Annotated in this window: 20 protein-coding genes and 2 tRNA genes; 6 read left to right on the plus strand and 16 right to left on the minus strand. The window is 44.3% G+C overall.

The features are described 5' to 3' along the window. Positions 1-19: 19 nt before the first annotated feature. Positions 20-1627: an inorganic phosphate transporter gene (locus tag JMX70_RS00680; RefSeq protein WP_201588761.1), complete on the plus strand. Its 1608-nt coding sequence runs from the start codon at positions 20-22 to the stop codon at positions 1625-1627. 99 nt (positions 1628-1726) lie between these two features. Here JMX70_RS00680 and JMX70_RS00685 read toward each other — a convergent pair whose 3' ends face one another. Further along, complete coding sequence (locus JMX70_RS00685) at positions 1727-3358, minus strand: aminotransferase class I/II-fold pyridoxal phosphate-dependent enzyme (RefSeq protein ID WP_201588763.1); 1632 nt, start codon at positions 3356-3358, stop codon at positions 1727-1729. A 424-nt stretch (positions 3359-3782) separates the two neighbouring features. Between JMX70_RS00685 and msrB the strand changes: the two genes are divergently transcribed. The 5 genes from msrB to JMX70_RS00710 all read left to right on the plus strand — a co-directional run bounded on the left by msrB (position 3783) and on the right by JMX70_RS00710 (position 6528). Further along, positions 3783-4205, plus strand: coding sequence for a peptide-methionine (R)-S-oxide reductase MsrB (msrB, locus tag JMX70_RS00690; protein ID WP_144297195.1), 423 nt, complete (start codon positions 3783-3785; stop codon positions 4203-4205). Between the two features lie 131 nt (positions 4206-4336). Continuing rightward, entirely contained in the window at positions 4337-4822 is a 486-nt protein-coding gene (locus tag JMX70_RS00695) for a glutathione peroxidase (RefSeq protein WP_201588765.1), read from the plus strand. Between the two features lie 296 nt (positions 4823-5118). Next, a tRNA-Val gene (locus tag JMX70_RS00700) sits at positions 5119-5194 on the plus strand. Between the two features lie 51 nt (positions 5195-5245). After that, positions 5246-5322: transfer RNA gene (locus tag JMX70_RS00705), tRNA-Asp, on the plus strand. Between the two features lie 189 nt (positions 5323-5511). Then, positions 5512-6528, plus strand: a complete 1017-nt coding sequence (locus JMX70_RS00710; protein WP_201588767.1) for a D-cysteine desulfhydrase family protein — start codon at positions 5512-5514, stop codon at positions 6526-6528. Between the two features lie 49 nt (positions 6529-6577). Here the strand turns inward: JMX70_RS00710 and modB are convergent, their stop codons facing one another. From modB to JMX70_RS00785, 15 genes are all read right to left on the minus strand, one after another. Next, on the minus strand, positions 6578-7279 hold the full coding sequence (gene modB, locus JMX70_RS00715) for a molybdate ABC transporter permease subunit (RefSeq protein ID WP_201588769.1): 702 nt from the start codon (positions 7277-7279) through the stop codon (positions 6578-6580). Between the two features lie 210 nt (positions 7280-7489). Next, on the minus strand, positions 7490-8395 hold the full coding sequence (modA, locus tag JMX70_RS00720; protein ID WP_201588771.1) for a molybdate ABC transporter substrate-binding protein: 906 nt from the start codon (positions 8393-8395) through the stop codon (positions 7490-7492). A 174-nt stretch (positions 8396-8569) separates the two neighbouring features. Further along, positions 8570-9061, minus strand: a complete 492-nt coding sequence (locus JMX70_RS00725; protein WP_102077822.1) for a molybdenum cofactor biosynthesis protein MoaE — start codon at positions 9059-9061, stop codon at positions 8570-8572. 135 nt (positions 9062-9196) lie between these two features. Next, positions 9197-9487: a MoaD/ThiS family protein gene (locus JMX70_RS00730; RefSeq protein WP_201588773.1), complete on the minus strand. Its 291-nt coding sequence runs from the start codon at positions 9485-9487 to the stop codon at positions 9197-9199. A 79-nt stretch (positions 9488-9566) separates the two neighbouring features. Next, a complete protein-coding gene (gene moaC, locus JMX70_RS00735; RefSeq protein WP_201588775.1) occupies positions 9567-10112 on the minus strand; it encodes a cyclic pyranopterin monophosphate synthase MoaC in 546 nt (181 codons plus the stop codon). 71 nt (positions 10113-10183) lie between these two features. Continuing rightward, on the minus strand, positions 10184-10954 hold the full coding sequence (gene mobA / locus JMX70_RS00740) for a molybdenum cofactor guanylyltransferase (protein ID WP_201588778.1): 771 nt from the start codon (positions 10952-10954) through the stop codon (positions 10184-10186). A 3-nt stretch (positions 10955-10957) separates the two neighbouring features. Continuing rightward, positions 10958-11488, minus strand: coding sequence for a molybdenum cofactor biosynthesis protein B (gene moaB, locus JMX70_RS00745; protein ID WP_089555991.1), 531 nt, complete (start codon positions 11486-11488; stop codon positions 10958-10960). 67 nt (positions 11489-11555) lie between these two features. Beyond that, positions 11556-12659: a GTP 3',8-cyclase MoaA gene (gene moaA, locus JMX70_RS00750; protein ID WP_201588780.1), complete on the minus strand. Its 1104-nt coding sequence runs from the start codon at positions 12657-12659 to the stop codon at positions 11556-11558. Positions 12660-12931: 272 nt separating this feature from the next. Further along, a complete protein-coding gene (locus tag JMX70_RS00755; RefSeq protein ID WP_201588782.1) occupies positions 12932-14227 on the minus strand; it encodes a molybdopterin molybdotransferase MoeA in 1296 nt (431 codons plus the stop codon). Between the two features lie 378 nt (positions 14228-14605). Next, positions 14606-15616, minus strand: a complete 1011-nt coding sequence (locus tag JMX70_RS00760; RefSeq protein WP_201588784.1) for a peptidylprolyl isomerase — start codon at positions 15614-15616, stop codon at positions 14606-14608. Positions 15617-15861: 245 nt separating this feature from the next. After that, positions 15862-17043 carry a globin domain-containing protein gene (locus JMX70_RS00765; protein WP_201588786.1) on the minus strand — a complete coding sequence of 394 codons (1182 nt, stop codon included), beginning with the start codon at positions 17041-17043 and terminating at the stop codon, positions 15862-15864. 260 nt (positions 17044-17303) lie between these two features. Next, a complete protein-coding gene (gene narI, locus JMX70_RS00770; RefSeq protein WP_201588788.1) occupies positions 17304-18029 on the minus strand; it encodes a respiratory nitrate reductase subunit gamma in 726 nt (241 codons plus the stop codon). A 14-nt stretch (positions 18030-18043) separates the two neighbouring features. Beyond that, positions 18044-18841: a nitrate reductase molybdenum cofactor assembly chaperone gene (gene narJ, locus JMX70_RS00775; protein WP_201589628.1), complete on the minus strand. Its 798-nt coding sequence runs from the start codon at positions 18839-18841 to the stop codon at positions 18044-18046. A gap of 58 nt (positions 18842-18899) precedes the next feature. Next, the gene (narH, locus tag JMX70_RS00780; RefSeq protein ID WP_144297179.1) at positions 18900-20438 is read right to left on the minus strand and encodes a nitrate reductase subunit beta; all 1539 of its coding nucleotides are present in this window, start codon (positions 20436-20438) and stop codon (positions 18900-18902) included. Between the two features lie 106 nt (positions 20439-20544). Then, a complete protein-coding gene (locus JMX70_RS00785) occupies positions 20545-24303 on the minus strand; it encodes a nitrate reductase subunit alpha (protein WP_201588790.1) in 3759 nt (1252 codons plus the stop codon). Between the last annotated feature and the right edge of the window lie 363 nt (positions 24304-24666).

The following is a 24666-nucleotide window of genomic DNA, read 5'->3' on the forward strand; positions in this document are numbered from 1 at the left end:
ACGCAGGACGTATCAACGTATGGGTATTAGCAGCAGTTCTACAGGACCAACCAAAGCAGTCGGTTCTATGAGAATCAATCTATTTTTTGCCATTTTACTGATCGCGATGACCGCTTACTTTTTGTGGTGGGGTCTAGACTACACCATGCATCAGCAGACGACGCTATTTATCGTAGCGACGGCTTTTGGTGTATTTATGGCATTCAATATCGGCGGTAACGACGTCGCCAACTCCTTTGGTACTTCAGTGGGAGCAGGTACATTAACGATTCCGCAAGCTTTGGGTATTGCCGCGATATTTGAAGTGTCGGGCGCGGTACTGGCGGGCGGTGAAGTCACCGATACCATTCGCAGCGGCATTGTTGATTTAGATGGTTTAGCGGTGTCGCCCAATCAGTTTATTTACGTCATGCTATCAGCGCTTATCGCGGCAGCATTTTGGCTGTTGTTTGCCACCAAAAAAGGTCTGCCTGTTTCGACCACCCATGCCATTATTGGCGGCGTCGTTGGTAGCTCTATTGTACTCGGTATCTCTTTAGGTGGTACCGACATGGCACTATCGACCGTCGATTGGGGTACGATTGGAACAATTGCTATCTCTTGGGTCATCTCACCCGTGTTAGGCGGCGTATTTTCTTACCTTTTATATGGTCAAATTAAGAAAAAAATCATTGAATATAATGATCGAACCGAAGCGCATATTGCGACGCTAAAAGACGATAAAAAAACTGTCAAGCAAAACCATAAAGAGTATCTAGAAAGTCTAACCGAGTCAGAGCAATTGGCGTATACCTCAGCGATGCTGCGCGATCAAGAAATCTATAAAGATGATGATTGTGACATCGAGGATTTAGAAACCGATTATTACAAACAGCTTTATAAGATTGAGCACGAACGTAGCAACCTTGATACCCTAAAAGCCCTTAAACAATGGGTACCGCTCATCGCTGGCGCAGGCGGCGCGGTCATGACTTCGTTGGTGGTGTTCAAAGGCCTAAAAAACGTCAACAGTAACATGACGACGATTCAAGGCTTTTTTATCATGGGTATGATAGCGGCGCTGGTATGGCTGGCGACCTTTATTTATACCAAGAGTATCCGCGGTAAGCATAAGGAAGATTTGACCAAAGCGACATTTATTATGTTTAGCTGGATGCAAGTCTTTACCGCGTCAGCCTTTGCCTTTAGTCATGGTTCAAACGATATCGCCAACGCCGTCGGTCCTTTTGCGGCGATTATGGACGTTATCCGTACCAATAGTATTGCAACAGAAGCGGCAGTACCTCCAGTAGTCATGCTAACCTTTGGGGTGGCGCTAATTGTCGGTTTATGGTTTATCGGTAAAGAAGTTATTCAGACGGTCGGTACCAATTTGGCAAAAATGCATCCCGCTTCTGGCTTCTCAGCGGAATTGGCAGCAGCAGCAGTTGTCATGGGTGCATCGACGATGGGGCTACCGGTATCGAGCACGCATGTCTTGGTTGGTGCAGTATTAGGCATCGGTATCGTCAATAGAGATACCAACTGGGCACTGATGAAGCCTATTGGTTTGGCATGGGTAATTACCCTGCCTGCGGCGGCTTCGATGTCGGCTATCAGCTATCTGTTATTAAGTAATATTTTTTAAATAAAAGTTCTATTGTTTTTTATTATAGTGTTTTATTAAAGAATAAAAAACGCTTATCGGCAGCTGCTGATAAGCGTTTTTTTATACAAGTTTGAATGTTTACTCGGTACCAAACTGCTTACGTTTTTTGGCAAAGAAGCGGTCCAATCTATCCATGGCATCTTCTAAATCATGCAGATTGGGCAAAAACACCAAGCGGAAGTGGTCAGGTGCATCCCAATTAAAACCGGTCCCTTGTACCATTAAGACGTTTTCTTCTATCAATAAATCCATCATAAACTGCATATCGTCTTTGATAGGATAAACCTCAGGGTCCATCTTTGGAAAGCAATAAAACGCCCCTTGCGGCATGGTGCAAGAAATACCTTTTATTGCGTTAAGACGTGAAACGGCCAGTTCGCGCTGCTTTGATAGCCGTCCTGATTTTGAAGTGAGCTCTTTCATACTTTGATAGCCGCCCATTGCCGTTTGAATGGCATATTGACCTTGAACGTTTGAGCACAAACGCATAGACGCCAACATGTCTAAGCCTTCGATAAAGTCGGCAGCGTGGTCTTTTTTACCAGAAACCATCATCCAGCCCGCACGGAAACCGGCGATACGGTGCGACTTTGATAAACCGTTATAAGACAGCACCAGTACATCATCGGTCAAGGTGCTCATCGGCGTATGCGCCATATCATCATAAAGAATACGGTCATAAATCTCATCGGCCATGATGATTAAATCATGCTCTTTGGCGACTTCGATAATTTGCAATAACACCTCATCACTATACAGTGCGCCCGTTGGGTTATTGGGGTTGATCACCACAATGCCTTTGGTTTTGGGCGTAATTTTAGACTTAATATCTTCGATATCTGGATGCCAATTGTCGTCTTCATTACAGCGATAATGTACCGCTGTACCGCCTGCTAAATTGGCCGCTGCTGTCCAAAGCGGGTAGTCGGGCATTGGAACTAGCACTTCATCGCCATCGTTCATGAGTGCTTGCATGGTCATCACAATCAGCTCAGAGACGCCATTACCCAAATATACATCGCGCACATCGACAGCCGACAGCAGACCTTTTGATTGATAATATTGCAAGACCGCTTTACGTGCCGCAAAAATCCCTTGCGAGTCCGAGTATCCCGTCGCTTCTGGCAAATTCATCGCCACATCACGCAAAATCTCATGCGGTGCTTCAAGGCCAAATGGCGCAGGGTTGCCAATATTGAGTTTTAAAATGCGCTTACCTTCAGCTTCCATTTTATTGGCTGTTTGCAAAAGCGGACCGCGAATATCGTAGCAAACGTTTTGTAATTTATCGGATTTTTTAATTGGATTCATAGAGTGACCACTTATCGGGTTGGGTTGTAAATTTGCGGTAGAAGTAGGGGATACGCTTTGCTGCCTAGGCGTTTCGTTTTTATTATGATTATTGGTTTTATTATAAGAATTGATAGGTTGATTTGAATTAGCAACGCTATCCATGTCGTTTTGCAAATCGCCACGTAATAAATAGCCTTCACTACAGCCTAAGATACGCGCTAGGGTCGGCAGCTTCGATGACACGATGCCATTGGTGCCGCGCTCCCAATTAGAAATAGCACCGCGACTCACCTTGGCACCTGCTGCCGTCATCGCCTGCGCCAATTGCTCGGCGGTCATGCCTTTATCGCGGCGCAGTTGTACCAGTCGTTCGGCTTGCGTGCTTTGAGAAGTTTGGGAAAATTCGCTATCAGCCATTGTTGTTTAAGCCTTTTATTAAAGATAATCTATTCCTAATGCAAGATATTATTGCATACACTTTATTAATGCAAGCCTAAAGACAGAATTTTTATAAAGTTGATATTTTATGCAAGAATAACTTGCAATCTATCGTGATTTTTCAGTAATAAAAAAATGAGCCAAATGCTCGTTTAATAAAATTACAACTTTACTGATTGAGGCGGCAGCGTAATTTGCTATATTTTATCTTTCTATCTCTAATGTTATTTCTTTAAACCTGAAACTTTACACTGCTAGATTGAGGACTTTTATAGTCACTACCTTGAATAGTCAGACAATCAGCAGCAGATAAAGCCTAGCGTTTTTATAAAAACGTACGATAAATTGGTCAGTAACTGACACACCGCAAATGAGATAACCAATCATTTAATAAGGATAAAAGATGCAAGACAATCAATTAAGCAAAGAAGAAATCAGCCAATTGACCGACGCAGATTGGAAAGCGCGCCTCACTGCCGATGAGTATCACGTCATGCGCGAGAAGGGCACAGAGCGCCCATTTACTGGCGTTTATAACGACGTCAATGATAAAGGTATCTACCGCTGTAAAGGCTGCGGTGCCAGCTTGTTTGAGTCGGACAATAAGTTTGACGCCGGTTGCGGCTGGCCAAGCTTCGATCAGAGTATCGATAATAGCGCTATCGATGAGCACGAAGACAATTCACTTGGCATGCGCCGTACCGAAGTGACGTGTAGCAATTGCGGCGCGCATTTGGGACACGTATTCCCTGATGGTCCACGTGAGACCACCGGTATGCGCTACTGTATCAACTCAGTGTCTATCGATTTGGATAAAGCTGAATAATAAGTATTAATATAATTAATGTTTTAGCCAAAGTTGGCATGATAAAAGGGAAGTACGCAGTGCTTCCTTTTTTCTTATCAGTACGCATGTTAATAGTAAAAATAATAAAACAATCAATTTAAGGATGAATCATGAGCACTATTTACGATTTTACCGCTGAATGTATGGACGGCACCTCGCAAGCCTTTGCTGACTATAAAGGCAAAGTATTATTAATCGTCAATACCGCCAGCAAATGTGGCTTTACGCCACAGTTTGAAGGCCTAGAGGCGCTGTATCAACAATATAAAGAGCAAGGATTGGTGGTGATTGGCTTTCCTTGTAATCAGTTTGGCGCGCAAGACCCCGGTACTAACGAGGAGATTGGCGCGTTTTGCCAAAAAAATTACGGCGTCAGCTTTCCAATGATGGCAAAAATTGATGTCAATGGTAAAGACGCCCATCCGATTTTTGATTGGCTTAAAGACCAAAAAGGCGGGCTGCTGACAGATGGTATCAAATGGAATTTTACTAAGTTTTTAATTGGCACCGATGGGCAAGTGATTGACCGTTATGCGCCAACCACCAAGCCTGATGCCTTAAAAGCAGATATCGAACAAGCATTGGCGGCCAAATAAATAATAAGCTAGAGAAATTATTGGTTTTATATAAAATATAAAGCCAATAAAAACATAGGTTTGCATAAATTATGGCTAAATTAAGAAAAAATACGCAAGAAAACGGCAAATAGGGTTTGACAGCCATGTGTAAATGTATATAATACACACCCACAGAGCGAGGCTTTAGTTAGTTCTCTTCTGTTGAAAGTTATTTAAAGGGTGACAGCTTTGAATGTTAAAACTTTCAGGAAATCCTATTTAAAGGATTTCCCTTGCGAAGCTAAAATTGCAGTGCAATTTTTTAACGCTTCTCAGGGTGATTAGCTCAGTTGGTAGAGCGTCTGCCTTACACGCAGAATGTCGGCGGTTCGAATCCGTCATCACCCACCACTCATTTAGCGAGTGGGTCTTTTAGAAGACGAAATGCTAAAGACGACCTAAGCAGCGGTAGTTCAGTTGGTTAGAATACCGGCCTGTCACGCCGGGGGTCGCGGGTTCGAGTCCCGTCCGCTGCGCCATTTTCTGTAGTATTAGAAAACGAATTTAGACTGTTAAGTCTAAGCAAGTTTCGCCTCAAACATTAGATTGTTTGGGGTTTTTTTGTGTCTGCTCGTTTTAAATAGTAGCGGCGTGACTTATATTTCTATTGTATGCTGTGCTAACAGATAATTTCTACATGGCTATTGATAATAGGGATAGAAAATAACATGGAATATAACCACATACCTAGAGAGCTGCTAGGCTTTTTTCCAACCCCTCTGGTTGAGCTGAAACGATTGAGTGCAGCCTTGGGCGGTCCCAAAATCTATATGAAAAGAGATGACAATACGGGGCTGGCATTGGGTGGCAATAAAACTCGTAAGCTTGAATTTATCCTCGGTGACGCGCTCGCCAAAGGTGCCGATACCATCATCACTGCGGGCGCGATACAGTCAAACCATTGCCGTCAGACAGCAGCAGCGGCGGCAAGCTTAGGACTGGAGTGTCATTTAGTCTTAGGCGGCGAAGAGCCGGAGCAGGCAAATGGGAATCTTTTGCTAGATAAGCTGTTTGGTTGTCATATCCACTGGGCAGGCAATCATCGCAAAGGCGAGGATATTCCTCGCATCGTTGAGCAATTAACCAACCAAGGTAAAAACGTCTACGTGGTGCCGTACGGTGGTTCAAGCGAGCTTGGGGCGTTAGCCTTTGTAGAGGCGTTTAAAGAGCTAGAATCGCAGCGTCAAAGCATGGGCTTCTCCTTGACCCACATCGTGTTTGCCTCAAGCTCTGGCGGCACGCAAGCAGGCCTAATGCTTGGCAACAAAATCTTTAACTCACCTTATCAAATCGTCGGTATTAATATTGATAAAGGCGAAACCGATAAAGTCGCCTTTGATCAATATACTTTGGCGCTTGCTAATAATACGGCAAAATTAATCAAGACAGATTATAAATTTACCGCGTCAGACTTGTTTCTTAACTCTGATTACGTTGGTGAAGGGTATGGCGTAGTGGGCGCATTAGAAAATGAGGCGATTGCTTTAACGGCGCAAACAGAAGGGATATTGGTCGACCCTGTTTATACTGGTCGCGCGATGGGCGGGCTTATCGATATGATTCGTACGGGAAAAATCAAAGAAACTGACAGCGTTTTATTCTGGCATACTGGTGGTGCGCCGGCTTTATTTGCTTATGCCAACGATTTGGATTTGGCGAAAAAAAGCCGTAAGCCAGAAGTTTGATTGCTTAAAGAAAGAAATTTGACTTGTTAGGGGTTTATAAAACAAGTGCTTATGGGCGCTGATTAAGCCGACTGACAGCAGCAATCAGCGCCACCATAATAATACCCATAATAATAAGAATCCCTGATATCAGGTGCGCTGCTTCATAATTTAGCGCCTCTACTTGCTCATATATCGCAATAGAGACAACCTTGGTCTCACCTGAAATGCTGCCACCTATCATCAGTACCACGCCAAATTCGCCAATGGTATGCGCAAAACTGATTAAGCCGCCTAGAATGATGCCAATGCGCGCTTGCGGTAGGACAATTTTTATAAAACGTCTAAGACGGCTAGGCTCTAATAAGCTTGCCACTTCCATCACGCTTTGGGGAATGCGCAAAAACTGAGCGTAAACAGGCTGAATATAAAAAGGTAGAGAGTAGATGATGGAGCCAATCACCAGCCCTTCAAAGGTAAAAACCAAAGGGCTAATATTATGCTCGATAAGCCATTGTCCAATACCGACGCTCGGGCTTAGCAGTAATAATAAATAAAAACCAATGACGGTAGGCGGTAAAACAAGCGGCATCGCAATAATGCCCATCAATAGAATCTTTATACGCCCAGCGACATTTCCGCGGCTAGGCTTGGCAAGCCAATAGGCGAGTGGCGTTGCAAATAACAATAAGCAAAGGGTGGTAATGCTGGCAAGCTTGATGCTTACCCATACCGGCAGCAGCATGTCTGAAATAAGAAACGGGGACATCATAGCGTGATTATCTATCTACCTTTTATCCAGTGCGCCGCTGATAGGACATTATTTATGCTGCTACTTTATTTATAGATCGCTTGCCTTGATAACGTGTCACTTATGTCACATTTCACTTATTTCACGCAGGCAAGCTTATCAAAGGGCTAAAGTATTCACTTGAGCAAACCTAAGCCGTACTTATTCTCTCGATAGATTGCTACAAACAAGCTACTTAACAGCCAAATAACCTGCTTTAGCAAAATAGGCCTGTCCAGCAGGCGAGCGCAGGTAATCAGTAAAATCTGCTGCGCTAGCACCATCGGTAATGACGATACCGTCTTGAAGGATAGCAGGATAAGAGTCGGCTGGTAAAATATAAAATTGCTCGGGCGTCGCTTTGGTGGCGGTCACTTGCGACTGAGCCACAAAACCATAATCGACATTACCCGTGTGCGCATATTGAAAAGCTTGGCCAATATTTTCCGCCTGAATGATGCGCTTTTGTGCCGTTAGAGAGTCGTAAAGGTTTTGTGCTTGTAAATAAGCCTTGGCAGATTCGCCATAAGGCGCAAGCTCAGGGTTGGCAATAGTAATTTTCGTCTTGTCATCACGCTTTAATAGCTCCGTCAGTGTACTCTGATTCAAGCTATCAACCGGCTTGGTCGCGCTATAAATGGAGAGTTGACCTTGAGTATAGGTAAACGGCGTATGGCTGCTGTCACCTTTAAACATCTCATCGACCAATTTAGCGGGGAACTCTTGGTTGGCGGCTAAAAAAATATCGTAAGGTGCGCCGGCAGTGATTTGCGAATATAGCTTACCCGAAGAAGCAAAGGTAACCTCAATCTCTTGATTGGGCAGGTTCTTATCTTTTTTATAGCCTTCGATGATTTCAGACAATACATCTGATAAATTGGCGGCGGCAGCAATACGAATGGCTTCACTAGGTTGAGTGGTCTGTGGTGCGTTTTCTGCAACGGTCGCCGTTTCATTAGGGCTGTTTTCTTGGCTACAAGCGCCTAACGTCAAAGCCAAGCACGCGGATGCGCCCAATATTGCTATCGATTTAGACCGTTTTAAATAAGACAAATTGGTAATGGGTTGATGCTGAGCATTTGATGATTTTGATAGCATAACCTACATCCTCTACTTTAAAAAAAGAACAATAGTCAGTAAGAATTAATAATTTTGCAGTATATATCAGTTGTTTATAGTTATTGGCTTAATTATTTTCTAAACGATATGCATATCACGACTACATATTTTTCATCAATGTTATTGAGTGAGTCGTCATTAATTAACCGTTAATTAGCCATTATTGCTCAGCCATTTTGAAGAATCATCTTGGTAATATTCTTGTTTCCACACCGGAATATCGGCTTTAATCGTATCTAATATCCAGCGGCAAGCGTCAAAAGCAGGATAGCGATGGGCAGAAACCACACCAACCCAAACTGCCACATCGCCAATCTCTAACGCGCCAATGCGATGGATAGCAATGGCATCGAGAATCTCAAAACGCTTTTTGGCTTCTTCAATGATGGCTCGGCCTTGATTGATGGCCAAATCTTCATAGCCATAGTAGGTTAGACGATTAACACTCGTGGCATTATTATGATTGCGTACGCGACCCTCAAAGCAGACAAAGGCGCCGCAGCTGTCATTATCGAGCGTCTTTTTAAGGCGACTTTCGTCAATATCGGTATCTAACAGCGCAAAACCATCACGTTCAGCGATGAGGTACGCTTCATCGATGCTACGTTTGATACTCATAGATTGCCCATGTACGTTGTCTGTCATTTTTTCTGCCTATTATTTAACAATATTGTATAACGAGATTTTTAACTTTTAAGCCTTGCAAAAAGTCACGGCGCTTATAAAAAGTAGATTGATAAAAAAGGATGAATAAGTAGGTTAATAAAAATCTATGTTAAATTAACCACCAGCCACTGGCGTGATAAAAACTACACTATCGCCGTCATAAATCTCATCCGTCCACTTGGCAAAGTAATCATTTACCGCCACCCGTAGCTCCGACTGCGGACGGCTGAAGCGATGTTTTTGGCGCAGCTGCTCATATAGCTCAGTTAATGAAGTCGACTGTGGCACCGTGATTTTTTCTTCATGGCAATTGGCTTCATCGGCTAAGCTGGCAAAATATAAGACGTTAATATTCATCATGGTTTCTAATTTAGAGTCTGTATTGCTTTCTACTAAGGTGCTCATAGCAATCTCCCTTATTTATAAACTGCTTATTCACTGTCTAACGGTATGCTTTTCAGAACTTTATTTTTTTAAATCATTCTTACTTATGCTGATAATCGGATTTACCGCCGGTTTTTTTCATAAGATGGATATTATCAATCACAATGTCATGCGAGATGGCTTTGGTCATATCATAAATGGTCAAGCAGGCGACGCTAACGGCGGTTAACGCTTCCATTTCTACCCCAGTTTTATGTGTGACTTTAACAGTGGCGGTCACGGTAATGCTATGATGGGCATCATCGTATGTAAAGCTTAGACCAATTTTATCTAAGGGCAGGGGGTGACAAAGGGGAATCAGGTCGTGGGTGCGTTTGGCTGCCATGATACCAGCAATATGAGCGGTTTGAGTGATGCTACCTTTTTTGGTCATACCGTCAGCGGCTTTGATTTGCGTATAGATGTCCGCAGGAAAAACCACTTGTCCGCTTGCATACGCTTCTCTGGTACTGGCTGTCTTGCCACTCACATCAACCATGGTGATATCACCGTCGCTATCTAGATGTGATAAGCCAGACTGGTTACTTGGTAGCTTAGTTGCTTGTTTGGTCGCTTGGTTGTTGTCTTTTTGACTATCGCTATTCATTCTTTATTTCTCTTAAAGGGCTCATTTTTCTTAAAGTTGCTTTCTTTAACCAAACCTTTAAATAAACCTTTTTATAAGTTGTTCAAGGCTAAACAAGCACGGGCAAAATCTTTAGGCGTATTAAAATTGGTTAACGCTTGCCATGCTTTGGTAAAGGGTACAGGCTGCACAATCGGCTTAATAAATTTCATTACTTGCCGCTGTCCGTCGTCAATATATTGCTTTAACTCAGTCTCAATACTTAAACGATATAAACCTAATAATGGATATAAATGACTGTCATCGGTCAGGCAAATGACAGACTTGTCGTCAGCTTGCGTGATATAAGGTTGCAGTTTTTGCCATAAATCGCTGATAGGAATCAAGCTATCACAGCTAATGACCAGTAGCCAAGATTGCTGCCAGTTTGCGTTTTTCGTTAATGGGTTTGAACTTGCCAAACGCTTTAATGATTGCAGCGCTGCCTCAATCGCTACCAACGCGCCGCCGGTTTCAATCGGTTTATCATCTTTTTTAGAAACACTTTTACTAGAAAGAGTGTTAGTAGAAAGATAATCAGTAATATGGAAAATTGGCGACGGCAGTTTTTTCTTAGACAAATCTGCATTGACGCTAAAACCACGCCCATTATCCGCAATCATAATAGGTAGATCGCTCGTCATCGCAGCACTTAATTCAAGCGCTTGTCTGACATGATAATCAAGCAAACGTTCACCTGTTGGCAAGATAAGCTCAGCTTTTGGCGACCCCATACGTTTGGAGGCTCCACCTGCTAGGATAACGATACCGGCTAAGCAGCTGAGTTCATCAGCTTGGGTTGAGCTGTCTGCAACTTCCAACATCAATCAATCGTGACCTGGGTTGGTACGCATAAAGTGCGGCACAAAGTTACAAGGGCGCGTGCGGCTATCGAGCTGCTCTTGTAAGATACCTTCCCACGCAGTGCGGCAGGCACCTGACGAACCGGGCAGGCAGAAGATACCCGTACCGTTTGCCATACCAGCCACGGCGCGAGATTGAATCGTCGACATGCCGATATCGTCTTTTGAGATTAAGCGGAACATCTCGCCAAAGCCATCGACTGATTTATCAAACAAGACGCCAACCGCTTCTGGCATACTGTCGCGGATATAAAAACCAGTACCACCAGTGGTGATAATAGCGTGCACATCTGGGTCGGCAATCCAACCGCTGATAACGGCTCTGATTTTATAAATATCATCAATAATCAGCTGACGATCTGCCAGCTGGTGCCCTGCTGCGGTCAGTTGATCGACCAAATATTGCCCTGAAGTATCTTCTGCAAGAGTACGACTGTCAGAAACTGTTAAAATAGCGATATTAAGCGGGGTAAAGGGTGCTTGCAGCTTACTCATGAATGTTCCTTAATAAATACGCTTGTGATAAAAAATGAAAAATTTGATTATTAGTATATTTTTGATTCTAACCGCCAATCATCGACAAATTATTCATCATGCCGCTATTTGATTCGTGAAGATGATGATGCTCAGGTTTAATCGGCATAAAGCTATGCAGTGTACTCACAAGCCCTGCGACATCGTCTTGCTCGAGATACTGACGAATATCGTAGTTACCTTGGTCGAATAGACACAGATGCACCTTACCTTGACTACTGACCCGCAGACGATTGCAGCTGTCACAGAAATGGGCAGCATAAGGGGCTATCATGCCGATACGGCCTTTATAATCTGGATGGCTATATTCTATCGCTGGACCGTCATTGCTGCCACGCACATGGGTTTGCCAGCCGTGCTTGATTAGATAATTGGTGATGATGTCAGACTGTGCGTGCTGGGCAAAAAACAAATCGCTGTTGTCACTGGTCTGCATAAATTCGATAAAGCGATAGGTGACCGCTCTTTCTTTGACATAGTCGATTGCATTTATAAGATTCTCAAAGGCGGTTTCTGCCATTAAGATACTGTTTATTTTTAGCTTAATATCGGTAGTTGCAAGTAAGGTATCCATATCAGCCAACAGCTGCGGCAACATATCGAAGCCTGTCATCTTATGAAAAGTCGCAGCATCAAAGCTGTCCATACTGATATTGATTTGATTCAGTCCAGCCGCTTGCCAAGCAGCCAAATGCTTGCCAAGCTTATAGCCATTGCTGGTCATAGCAACCGTTTCAATACCTTCGGTGTTTTTGATGGTTTTAATAATGTCTACCACGTCACGGCGTATAGAGGGCTCACCGCCGGTAATCCTAACTTTTTTGGTGCCAACTTGGGCAAAGCCGCGGATTAGGGTAGCAATTTCCGTGACGCTGAGTTCGTTTTGTGGGGGTTTACCTTGATAGCCATCTGGCAGGCAATATTCACAGCGAAAATTACAGAAATCAGTAATCGATAAACGCAAATAGGTAAGACGTCGTGCGAAACCATCGGTTAATGGTTGAGAGAGCGTGACCGGAGAATACGTTGACGAGAGAGCCGTTTTCGACGACAAGTCACCGTCAAAATTAGCGGGTGCAGCGGCAGGCGAGTACAATTGCACATTGCCTGCGTTGGGGGCAAGATGGTTCATAGATGATTACCATTAATATTAAGTATAGTGTGTACTTTTAGGCGTTGCCTCAGGTTGTGAGTGGGAAATTCCATTTATAGTTAATTATGACAGCTTGCGCGCAAATAACCATTCACCGTAAGTAAGCTAAAAACTACCACCAAAGTAGTAGATAGCATTTGATAGCAAACCCTCAGTTTCTCACGATTAATGGCATAAAGAGTTATTAACTATGTAACCATTAATCCGCTATGTAAGGATTAATAGTGCAGTCCTTATTAATAACACAGCGTTTAGCTATATAACCAAGGAAAAGGCTGAACCAATACTTGCTCGCCAGCGGCTACATTGCCAGAATCTTGCGCTAAGACAATAAAGCAATTGGCGTGGCTCAGTTGTTTGATACGGTGCGATTGCTGCTTGCTAAAGCTTTCTACTTCAAACTCACCAGCTGTATTCTGCGACATAATGCCCCTTTGAAAGTCCATCCGTCCGGCTGATTTTTTGATATCGTTTTTAAGGGTAGCGGTCAGGCTAAGCTGCATGGGTCGCTCTTGTGGTGCAGCGCCTGCCATTTGCCACAAAGCGGGAATGACAAATTGTAAGCTGCCAACGACAGTTGATAGGGGATTGCCGGGTAAACCAAAGTATAGTACCGGCTTGGCAAGATTTTGCGTCAGCTCGCCAAAGACAAACGGTTTGCCGGGTTTCATGGCGACTTTATAATGATTAATCTGCCCCAGCTGCTCAATGACGGTGGTTAAAAAGTCATAGTCACCAACCGATACGCCAGCGGTAGAGATAAGGACGTCGCACTCTTGCATCGCTTGGGTTACGGCAGCGGTGGTTTTATCTAAATCATCAGCAATGATGCCATAATCGCGGACAGTGACGGGTAAGCTTGAGAGTAAGGTTTTTAGTGTCGGGGTGTTGGAATTATAGATTTGCGCTAGGCTGGTTAGCTCATTGCCAATCGCCACCAATTCATCGCCCGTTGCGAGTACACCAACGATTAAAGGCTGATAAACATCGACTTTATCAAAGCCTAAATTCGCTAATAGGCTGATATCAGTAGGATTTAAGCGTTTACCCTTTTGTAATACCACATCCTTAGCTTCAATCTCTTCGCCTTGCTTGCGGATATTGTCATTGGCCTTAGCAGCTTTGCTAAGCGTAATATCATAATGCTTTGATTTATCAATATGGTCTTTTATCGCGGCAAAATTGGTGTTTTCTTGCATGACGACCGTATCGCAGCTGTCCGGAACGACGGCACCCGTAAAGATGCGCACCCCTTGTCCTGCGACAATGTCACCACGATAAGGACTACCTGCTTGCGACTCACCGACGATCGCAATCGTGCTTTCGGCGTCAAGCGTACTACCTTGCGCTAGCGCATAACCATCCATCGCCGACAGATTTTGTCTAGGGACAGCAAACGGCGAGACGATATCCGTTGCCAAGATATGATTGCGACTGTCTAATAGATCATAGCTTACGATATCTCTTTTGAGGAGCGGAAAATCGTCATTGTTATAAGTTTCTATACGCTGCGTTATTTTTGCGGTAAGCCCTGCGACAGTAATCATAAATCCCTACTTATTTTATTTATATATATTGAACTGGTATTGAACTGAGATAGCTATTTAGCTTATACAACGGCTAGGGCGTGTCTTCAATTCAATCGATGGACATCTAAATGGGCTAAAAATGGCTAAATTTTGCCAAACTTCATCAAATAGCTAGGTAATATCCCGATATTAACGGCGCTATTTTCCTTGTTTGACTGCAATTTATCTCATTTTTATCACCATTTTTAAAATGAAGACACGCCCTAAAGTCATCTAGCTATCGAGATGGTATAACCTAACAAGATACGTTATACCATACGAGCTACTTTATATCATCATTACCTATCATCAATGCGGCTTTATCATATGAAAATTAATTGACTAAAAATAGATTGTTTAGCCGCGGAATATGTTTTCTTGTTCAAGCGACATCTCGATACCTTCGATAACGGCATCGTTTGCTAAGGTAAATAAGTAATCGCACAAGGATTGGTGAAAGGCTTGTTGGCTCAGCTTATTATGAATCGCAGGGCTGACTTGCTCATAAGTCATCTGAATGCCAGGCTCTTTGGTTAGCACGTCGACAACATGAAAACCGTAACGGCTCTCGATAGGGCTTGGCGCCAGTCCTGCATCCATTTTAAATAACGCGCCTTCAAATTCTGGTACAGTCTGACCTTTATTAATAATGCCAAGCTCGCCGCCTTGCTCTTTTGATGGGCAAGCTGAATGCTGGCGCGCCAGTTGGATAAATTCAGCATCGGGGTTGGCATTATTTTTGATTTGTTCGATAAATTCGTAGGCGGTTTTTTTAAGTTTTAAGCGCTCATCGCCATCTTCAGGCGGGCATGCCAATAAAACATGGCGTACGGTCATGATAGGATCGGTCTTAAAATCAGTAATATTCTGGCTATAATAGCGCTCACAGGTTGCCATATCTGGCATCGTTGCTTGAACGTTTTTGTCTATTAAAGTAGAAATGGCTTGCTCTTCATCGTTTTCCCATGCCGTTTCACCAAGACTTGGCTCATCTAACACAGCCAGTCTGAGTAATTCACGCACCACCAGTGCTTGCGTCGCTAGAAATACTGCATCTTCTTTGTTCTCCGCTGGATGATATTGCAGCTCTTGGGCGATATTGGTTCTATCTATCATCACACCATTGACCGTCACTGAAGGCAGCTCATCACGGCTAGAGGCAATCAGGTTCTTATGATTGCTGCGTTCTTCCGCCATCGCTTTTTCGATAAATTCTTGGTCAGAATGTGGTTTTTGCAAGTCGGATAGGGTTGGCATGACCCGCAGAATATCATCCCCATTACCAGTTGCTATATGATTGGCAGCAGTAGAGGCATGAGCGTTTTGGTTGCTGGTATGATCGGCTGGATTGTAGGTACTAACAGTCATGGCTTTTGCTCCATTAAGGGTTCTGATAAAAGGAATCGGATGATAAATATCGTTAAATACGATTAAAGTTTTACGTCAAAAATTAAATAAAAAAATAGAGCCGCCTTTAAATTGTTTACGCACTGATGAAGCGTTTAAAGGCGGCTCTATGGCTGTTGCTAATTGACTTTATATTATCTCTAACCAAGTATTGAGCGCATTTTCTATCTTACTCAATGCTTAAATACTTAGTTAGACTGATAATATTAAGCCAACTCTAGGCTCATCTTCGGACCAAAGGGTTCGTAATGAACGCTATCAACGCCATGGTCGAGGGTCATTAAACCGTCGATGATGCTTTCCATAAACATCATAGAACCACAAACATAAATATCGGCAGGCTTCGGTAAAGTAGCAAGCCATGCTTCATCCAGAATTTGTCCAGACTCAAAGTAGAAGATATGCTTTTCTACGTTTTCAGCGGCGGCAAGCAACTCATTAACCTTGCTGTCAAAGGCATGATGTTCTTTATTCTGACAAGCATAAACCCAAATAATAGGGCGTAGTGGATTGGCCGCTACTTGCGCCTCTAACATCGATAAAATTGGCGTCACGCCAACACCCGCGCTGACCAATACCAATGGGATTTCGTTTTGTTGTACTAGCTCTTGGTTAAGCTCAAAATCACCGGCAGGGGCAGATAGTAAAATCGTATCGCCAACGTCTAAGTGGTCATGTAAGTAGTTCGACACTAAGCCATTATGCTCATTACGATTGTCGCGTCTAACGGCAAACTGAATGCCTTTATCGCTATTCGCTGAATATAAAGAATAATGACGTAGAGCTATATGCTTACTGTCTTTTGGATCAGTTTTAACCGTGATGTATTGACCAGCAGACAATTTAAGTTTGCTTAAATCAATATCAGCATTTACAGGAACGACAGTAAAGGCAGCAATGTCAGTCGCGGCTTCTGCTTTTTCGGTAATTTTAAACGGCGCAAAACCTGACCACATTTCTTGCTCGTACATGCCATGTTCGATTTGGATAAATACCGAAGCGATTTCATCATAGGCTTCTGTCCAAGCATTGATGATGTCATCGTTCGCAGCGTCACCCAGTACTTCTTTAATCGCACCCAATAAATGATGACCAACAATCGGGTAGTGCTCTGGCAAAATTTGCAAAGCGCGATGTTTATGGCTGATTTGGGTAACTTGCGGCAATAGTGTCGCCAATTTTTCCAAATGCTTGGCTGCGGCCAAAACAGTCATGGCAAGTGCGGTTTGCTGACGACCTAGTTTTTGGTTGGTTTCATTAAAAATATCCAGTAGTTCAGGATGTTCGTTAAACATATTTTTATAAAATACGGTAGTAATCGCGGTTCCATGTTCTTCGAGTACAGGAACAGTTGCTTTCACGATTTCTAGGGTTTTTGGTGACGCCATGGTGGATCCTTTAGTGATATTTCACATTGATAAGTTTTGGGATTGAAGCTCAAATTATGAATCTGACAACTGTCATTAAGAAAGCCGTCATTAAGAAAACCATCATTAAACTGTTAAAAAAGCGCTGGGATTAAGCATTTAACCGTCTAATAATTGAGTGGTTTCTATAAGATTCATTAAAAATGAATCTTATAGTATCGTAACTTCATCCAAACATCAATGCTGTATCGCTATTGTGGCTATTTCTATTGGCAACGTTTCTATTGCGAACGTTTTTCTCTGACAATCTGATAACGGCGACCGAAATACCAGATTGGCGCGCTGATAATATGGATAAGCCGTGTAAATGGGAATATCGCAATCAGGGTGATGCCAAGCGCCATATGCAGCTGATAAATAAGGTCAGTTTGCTCAATACGTGCTGCTGCCTGCCAAGGTCTTAAGACGGTGATATCTTGTGCCCAGCCGGCCAGATTCATCATGGTGTAGCCATCTAAATGCTTCACTGAGGTAAAGATAGACAGTAGCCCTAAGTTAAGCTGAATAAATAACAGCACCAGTACCAATTTGTCCGAGAACGATGAGGTGTTTGAGATACGGTCATCGGTAAAGCGTCGCCACATCAACATGACTAAGCCAAACCAACAAAACACCCCCGCGATACCACCGACGACCACCGCTAAAATCTGCTTATGACCCGCGCTGATAAAACGGTCATAAAGAAAATGCGGCGTCAACATCCCAAATAAATGCCCGAGCAATACCACGATAATACCGACGTGGAATAGGTTGCTGGCAAGGCGCATGTTTTTGGTTCTGAGCATCTGGGTCGAACCTGTCTTCCATGAATACTGAGATAAATCAAAACGTACCCAAGTACCGATGATAGCGATGGTCAAGGCTACGTACGGATAAACACCAAAAAGGAAAATTTGCAGCCAATTGAGGTTGGCTAAAGACTGTACACTAGGATCTGCGATATTCATGTCCTTTCTCCTTATTAGGGTTTAACCGGTTGGTTGGTTTTAAAGTCTACCCAGTGCACAGGGGCATCGACCGCATTTGTAGCAGCGGCGTTTTTTATGCCCGCTTTTGCCGCAAGGTTTTGGGTACTCGTCTGTGACGGGCAGCGCTCTTCTTGTTGCGCATCTAAAAACGTCACTACTTCTTCTTCCCATTCTTTATCTAAGGCTTCAAAGCTGTCATCGCGCTTTTCTTTGCTGATTTTTTCTTGATACTCTTCAACAATCTCAAGCGGTTTACCCGCGATTTGCAATAGCGCATTAAAGCAGCCTTTATACAGGCTACCGCGATCCTCTAATCTGGCAGCAAGCAGCGCAATGATATGGCTAACGTCAGCGATATCCATACGAATTTGAATATCGTCTTCGATAATGGTCGCTTGATAGGCTAAAAATTCGAGATATAAAGGCAGATAATCAGGCAGCTCTTTAACGCTAATGGCAAAGCCAGCTTCTTCGTACTGACCCATCAAATCGACCATCGCTTGACCACGGTCGCGCGATTCGCCATGTACATGCTCAAACAACCACAATGATAAAGAACGACCGCGCTCAAACAGACCGTCATAACGCGCTTGCGCCTCAAGAGAGCCGGTATCGATTAAATCTTCAATCAAGTCGATGATTTGCGTTCGTACTTCTGGGCTAATCAGCGTTGATTTGGCGACAATCTCGGTGCAATCGGCAAGCGTATCGCCTAAAAACAGCTCATTGCTTGGATAGTCGATAAGTAAGCTTAGGACTTTGAGTATTTTTAAGTCTGAAGTGCCAATCATCGGCGTCTCAATAATGTCATTTACTGAACTGCTAGTATGAACTTGAGTAGTTTGCATCTTATGACTCCCACTTTTGGACAGTATCGATGAAATCGCGGCGATTGGCTTTACGTTGGCCAAACATACTGTTGTCAGAATGTCCTGAACAGCCCTCGCCAAAGGTAAAGCCGCAACCATTACGCTCAGCAAAGGCATCACTTAAGGCTTCTTCACGATGGGCGGTTGGAATCACAAAGCGGTCTTCGTAATTGGCAATAGCTAAGTAGCGATACATTTCCTCAACTTGTAGCTTGGTTAAGCCAACATCATCTAAAATGCTTTGTACTTCTTGTTTTTCGACCAGTTGCATACGCTTATAGCTACGCATAGCAAGTAGACGTTTTAATGCCAAACGTACTGGCTCTTCATCACCTGCGGTAAGCATATTGGCAAGATAGCGCAGAGGAATACGTAAGCTGTCGACATCTGGAATGAGGCCATCCATACCGACTTTGCCCGCTTCAGCAGCGTTTTGAATCGGTGATAACGGCGGCACATACCAAACCATAGGCAGCGTGCGGTACTCAGGGTGTAGCGGTAGCGCAAGTTTCCAATCCATCGCCAGCTTATAAACTGGTGAGCGCTGCGCTGAATCAATAACCGATTGCGGGACACCGTCTTTTAACGCTTGAGCGATAACGGCAGGGTCGTTTGGATCTAAGAATACATCCAACTGCGCTTGATAAAGGTCTTGCTCGTTAGGGGTGCTTGCCGCTTCGGCGATTTTGTCTGCGTCATAAAGCAGTACGCCTAGATAGCGGATACGACCAACACAGGTTTCTGAACAAACCGTTGGCAAGCCTGCTTCAATACGCGGATAACAAAAGATACATTTTTCAGATTTGCCCGATTTCCAGTTATAGTAAATCTTTTTATACGGGCAGCCTGAGATACACATGCGCCAGCCGCGACATTTTTCTTGGTCAATCAAGACGATGCCATCTTCTTCACGCTTATAAATCGCGCCACTTGGGCATGATGCGACGCACGTAGGGTTCAAGCAATGCTCGCACAGACGCGGCAAATACATCATAAAGGTGTTTTCGTATTCGCCATAAATCTCCGCTTGAATGTTGTCGAAGTTTTTATCTTTGCGACGTTTTTCAAACTCTGAGCCGAGGATTTCTTCCCAGTTAGGACCCCATTCAATCTTTTGCATACGCTTGCCGGTGATGGCTGAGCGCGGGCGGGCGATAGGCTGATGGTTGCTGATAGGGGCGGTATGTAGATGCTGATAATCGAAATCAAACGGTTCGTAATAATCATCAATCTCTGGCAAGTCAGGGTTGGCAAAGATATTAGCCAATACTCTGAATTTACCACCGATGCGCGGATTGATGGTGCCGTTGGCATTACGTATCCAGCCGCCTTTCCATTTGGTTTGGTTTTCCCACTCTTTGGGGTAGCCGATACCGGGTTTTGACTCAACGTTGTTAAACCACGCATATTCCATACCTTCACGGCTGGTCCAGACGTTTTTACAGGTGACTGAGCAGGTGTGACAACCGATACATTTATCAAGGTTAAGCACCATGCCGACTTGCGAACGAATTTTCATGGATCTGTGCTCCAAATATTAGTAGAAAAAGCAGCCTTTATTCTTCAATCATGTCGTTTCAAAAGATGTCTTTTAAAACGACAGGTTTTCAATAGAAGAAAACGCTTTAATCCTCAATGGTGGTTGGTAACGGACGTGGCAATTCGTTATCGGGTTTGTCCTCTAACCAGTCGATTTTTGACATTTTACGAATCACGACAAACTCATCACGGTTACAACCAACGGTGCCATAATAGTTAAAGCCATAAGACTGCTGGGCATAGCTACCAATCATGTGGGTCGGCTTCAAAATCGTCCGAGTGACTGAGTTATGGATACCGCCGCGCGTGCCTGTTTGCTCAGAACCGGGAATATTGACCAGTTTTTCTTGGGCGTGATACATCATGGTCATGCCTTCTTTGACCCGCTGGCTGACGATGGCACGAGCGGTGATAGCACCATTGGCATTGAACAGCTCAATCCAATCGTTATCGACGATGCCAGCTTTTTGGGCATCGACTTCCGACATCCAAACACAAGGGCCGCCACGGCTTAGGGTTAGCATGAGCAAGTTTTCAGAGTAGGTACTGTGGATACCCCATTTTTGATGCGGTGTTAAAAAGTTCAGTACAATCTCTTTATTACCATTTGGCTTAGCGTCTTTGAGCAGCTCAGTGGTCTTGGTATCAATCGGTGGACGATACTGCTGCATTTGCTCGCCAAACGCTTGCATCCAAGGATGGTCTTGATAAAACTGTTGACGACCAGTAATCGTGCGCCAAGGAATCAGCTCATGGACGTTGGTATAACCGGCGTTATAACTGACTTCATCTGACTCAATACCTGACCACGTTGGGCTTGAGATAATTTTTCGTGGTTGGGCGACGATATCTTTAAAGCGGATTTTTTCATGTTCGCTAGATTTGGCAAGGTGGGTATGGTCGCGACCGGTGAATTCAGAGAGTGCAGCCCAGCCTTTTACCGCCACATGACCATTGGTTTCAGGCGCGAGCATCAAAATCATCTCAGAAGCGTTAATCGCCGTATTAAGACGCGGTCTGCCTTCAGAGATCCCCGTTTCAGTCACGCGGTGGTTTAAATCGCCAAGCTGTTTGACCTCGGTTTTCATATCCCAATTCAGACCTTTGGAGCCATTGCCTAATTTTTCTAGGGCAGGGCCAAGCGAGGTAAATTTGGCATAAGTATTCGGATAGTCACGCTCAATCACTTTAATCATCGGGCAGTTTTTACCCGGTACAGGTTTTTCGCCAGCGGTTTTCCAGTCAGTGCCACCAAATGGCTGTGCAAGCTCGCCTGGGGTGTCATGTTGCATCGGCAAAGTGACAACGTCAGTTTCAACACCTAAATGACCTTTTGAGACTTCAGAAAAGCTCTTGGCAATGCCTTTATAAATTTCCCAATCGGTTTTAGATTCCCACGCAGGGTCGGTTGCCGCAGTTAATGGGTGAATGAATGGGTGCATGTCGGAGGTATTCATGTCATCTTTTTCGTACCACGTTGCTGTTGGTAGTACGATGTCAGAATACAAGCAAGTAGAAGACATACGGAAGTCTAGGGTGACAACCAAATCTAATTTGCCAGTAGGGCCTTTTTCTACCCAATCGACTTCTTTTGGTTGCAGGTGACCCTCTGCATTTTCCTTATTGAGCAAGCCGTTTTTGGTGCCCAAGAAATAATGCAGCATATATTCATGGCCTTTACCTGATGAGCCTAATAAGTTTGAGCGCCAGATAAACATATTGCGCGGGAAGTTGTCAGGATTATCAGGGGATTCACAAGCAAAGCGTAAGCTGCCGTCTTGTAGAGAATCGACCACATATTCTTCCACATCTTTACCGCAATCGGCGGCTTTGGCAGCGATGGTCAGTGGGTTACGATTGAGTTGCGGTGCTGAAGGCAACCAGCCTGCGCGTTCTGCTTGAATGTTGTAGTCAAGCATATGCTCAGGGAAAAACTTTTTATCAACGAGAGGCGAGAGGATTTCATGGGCAGAGATGGTCTCATGACGCCACTGTGAGCTGTGATTGTAAAAGAAGCTTGTGCCGTTCATATGACGCGGTGGACGATGCCAATCAAGCGCAAATGCCAATGGCAACCAGCCGGTTTGAGGACGTAGTTTTTCTTGCCCAACATAATGCGCCCAGCCGCCGCCAGATTTACCGATACAGCCGCATAACATGAGCATGTTAATCACGCCGCGATAATTCATATCGAGGTGATACCAGTGGTTCATACCCGCGCCGATGATAATCATCGATTTACCATGAGTCTTATGGGCGTTTTCAGCGAATTCACGCGCGACTTGAATGACGCGCTCACGGCTCAGACCGGTGATGACTTCTTGCCAAGCAGGCGTGCCCGGTACGGTGGCATCGTTATAGTCATCGGTGACATGCTCGCCGCCAACGCCATTATCAACCCCAAGGTTGGCAACGGTTAAATCAAAGACGGTCGCCACGATAGCGGTTGTGCCATCGGCCAAGGTAATGGTTTTACAAGGCACGGTCTTTTGCTGTATCGCTTCGCCCGGTACTGAGGTGAAATGCGGATGATCCACATGACCAAAGTAATCAAAGCTGACTTTGCAAGTCTCATTACTGTCTTTTAAAGTCAGCGTTAGGTCAATATCTGCGCCTGTGGTGCCATTTTTTTGCTCAAGATTCCATTTGCCTTTTTCGCCCCAACGGTAGCCGATAGAGCCCAGCGGAGAGACCAATTCGCCGTCATTATTTAAAGCGATGGTTTTCCATTCAGGATTGTTTTCTTGACCCAAGTCATCGACTAAGTCAGAAGCACGCAGGTAGCGACCCGCACGGCGCGCGCCTTCTTCACCTTCTAGCATGACGAGCACAGGTAAGTCGGTATAACGCTTGGCGTAATCTAAGAAATAGTCACTAGGCTGCTTAAGATAAAATTCTTTGATAATGACATGACAAAATGCCTGCGCGACTGCCGCATCGGTCCCTTGTTTTGGGTTTAACCACAAGTCAGTGAGTTTAGAGACTTCCGCATAGTCAGGCGTGATAGAGACGGTTTTCGTGCCTTTATAACGTACTTCGGTAAAGAAATGCGCATCAGGTGTACGCGTTTGCGGAACGTTTGAACCCCACGCAATAATATAGTCAGAGTTGTACCAATCGGCTGATTCTGGCACGTCAGTCTGCTCGCCCCAAACCATCGGCGACGCTGGTGGCAGATCACAATACCAGTCATAAAACGATAAGCAAACACCACCAATTAATGATAAATAGCGACTACCAGCAGCATAACTGACCATCGACATGGCAGGAATTGGAGAGAAACCGACGATACGGTCAGGACCAAAGGTTTTGGCGGTATACACATTACTGGCAGCGATGATTTCATTGACTTCCGCCCATGTAGAGCGGATAAAGCCACCCAAACCGCGCTTAGATTTGTACTGTTCTGCTTTGATAGGGTCTTGGACAATACTGCCCCACGCATCGACTGGATCAGGATATTGCGCTTTGGCTTCACGCCATAGTTTAAGTAGCGGTTTACGTACCTTTGGATATTTGACACGGTTCGCTGAGTACATGTACCAGCTGTAGCTTGCGCCGCGCGGGCAGCCGCGTGGTTCGTGGTTTGGTAAGTCAGGGCGGGTTTCAGGATAGTCGGTTTGCTGGGTTTCCCACGTCACCAAGCCGTTTTTCACATAAATCTTCCACGAGCAAGAACCGGTACAGTTGACGCCATGCGTTGAGCGCACGATTTTGTCATACTGCCAACGGCTACGATACACGTTTTCCCAGTCACGAGACTCATCACGCGTTTCGCCGTGTCCATCGGAAAATTCGCCCTGTTTACGTTTAAAAAAACGGAATTGGTCGAGTAAATGGCTCATTTCGCTATCCTCTGTTTTATTGCCTATGGTGTATCTAAAGCTGAGTGCCGCATGCTGGTATCGTCGTACTTGACTCGATATTGGTATGCACCTAAGCCGTAAATATTATTTCAATAGCGTCATTTTAAGTAAGCCATAGCACCCTTACTATCCGCTAACATGAGCAGAGCACTACCACCTTAGTAGTAGCTGCTAAAAATAAAAGCACTGGAAAATGGCGGCTAAATAGCTGCTCAGTGACGGCGTGTGACGCTGATTGTTAAGCCAATCATGAGCAGTAAAAATTTAAAATAAAAAAAGTGCTACTTACATGGGCAAGTAGCACTTTATAGATTTAGTTTTGCTTGTATAAAAGTCGCTTTA

The sequence above is a fragment of the Psychrobacter pulmonis genome, from assembly GCF_904846465.1.
Lineage (GTDB): Bacteria > Pseudomonadota > Gammaproteobacteria > Pseudomonadales > Moraxellaceae > Psychrobacter > Psychrobacter faecalis.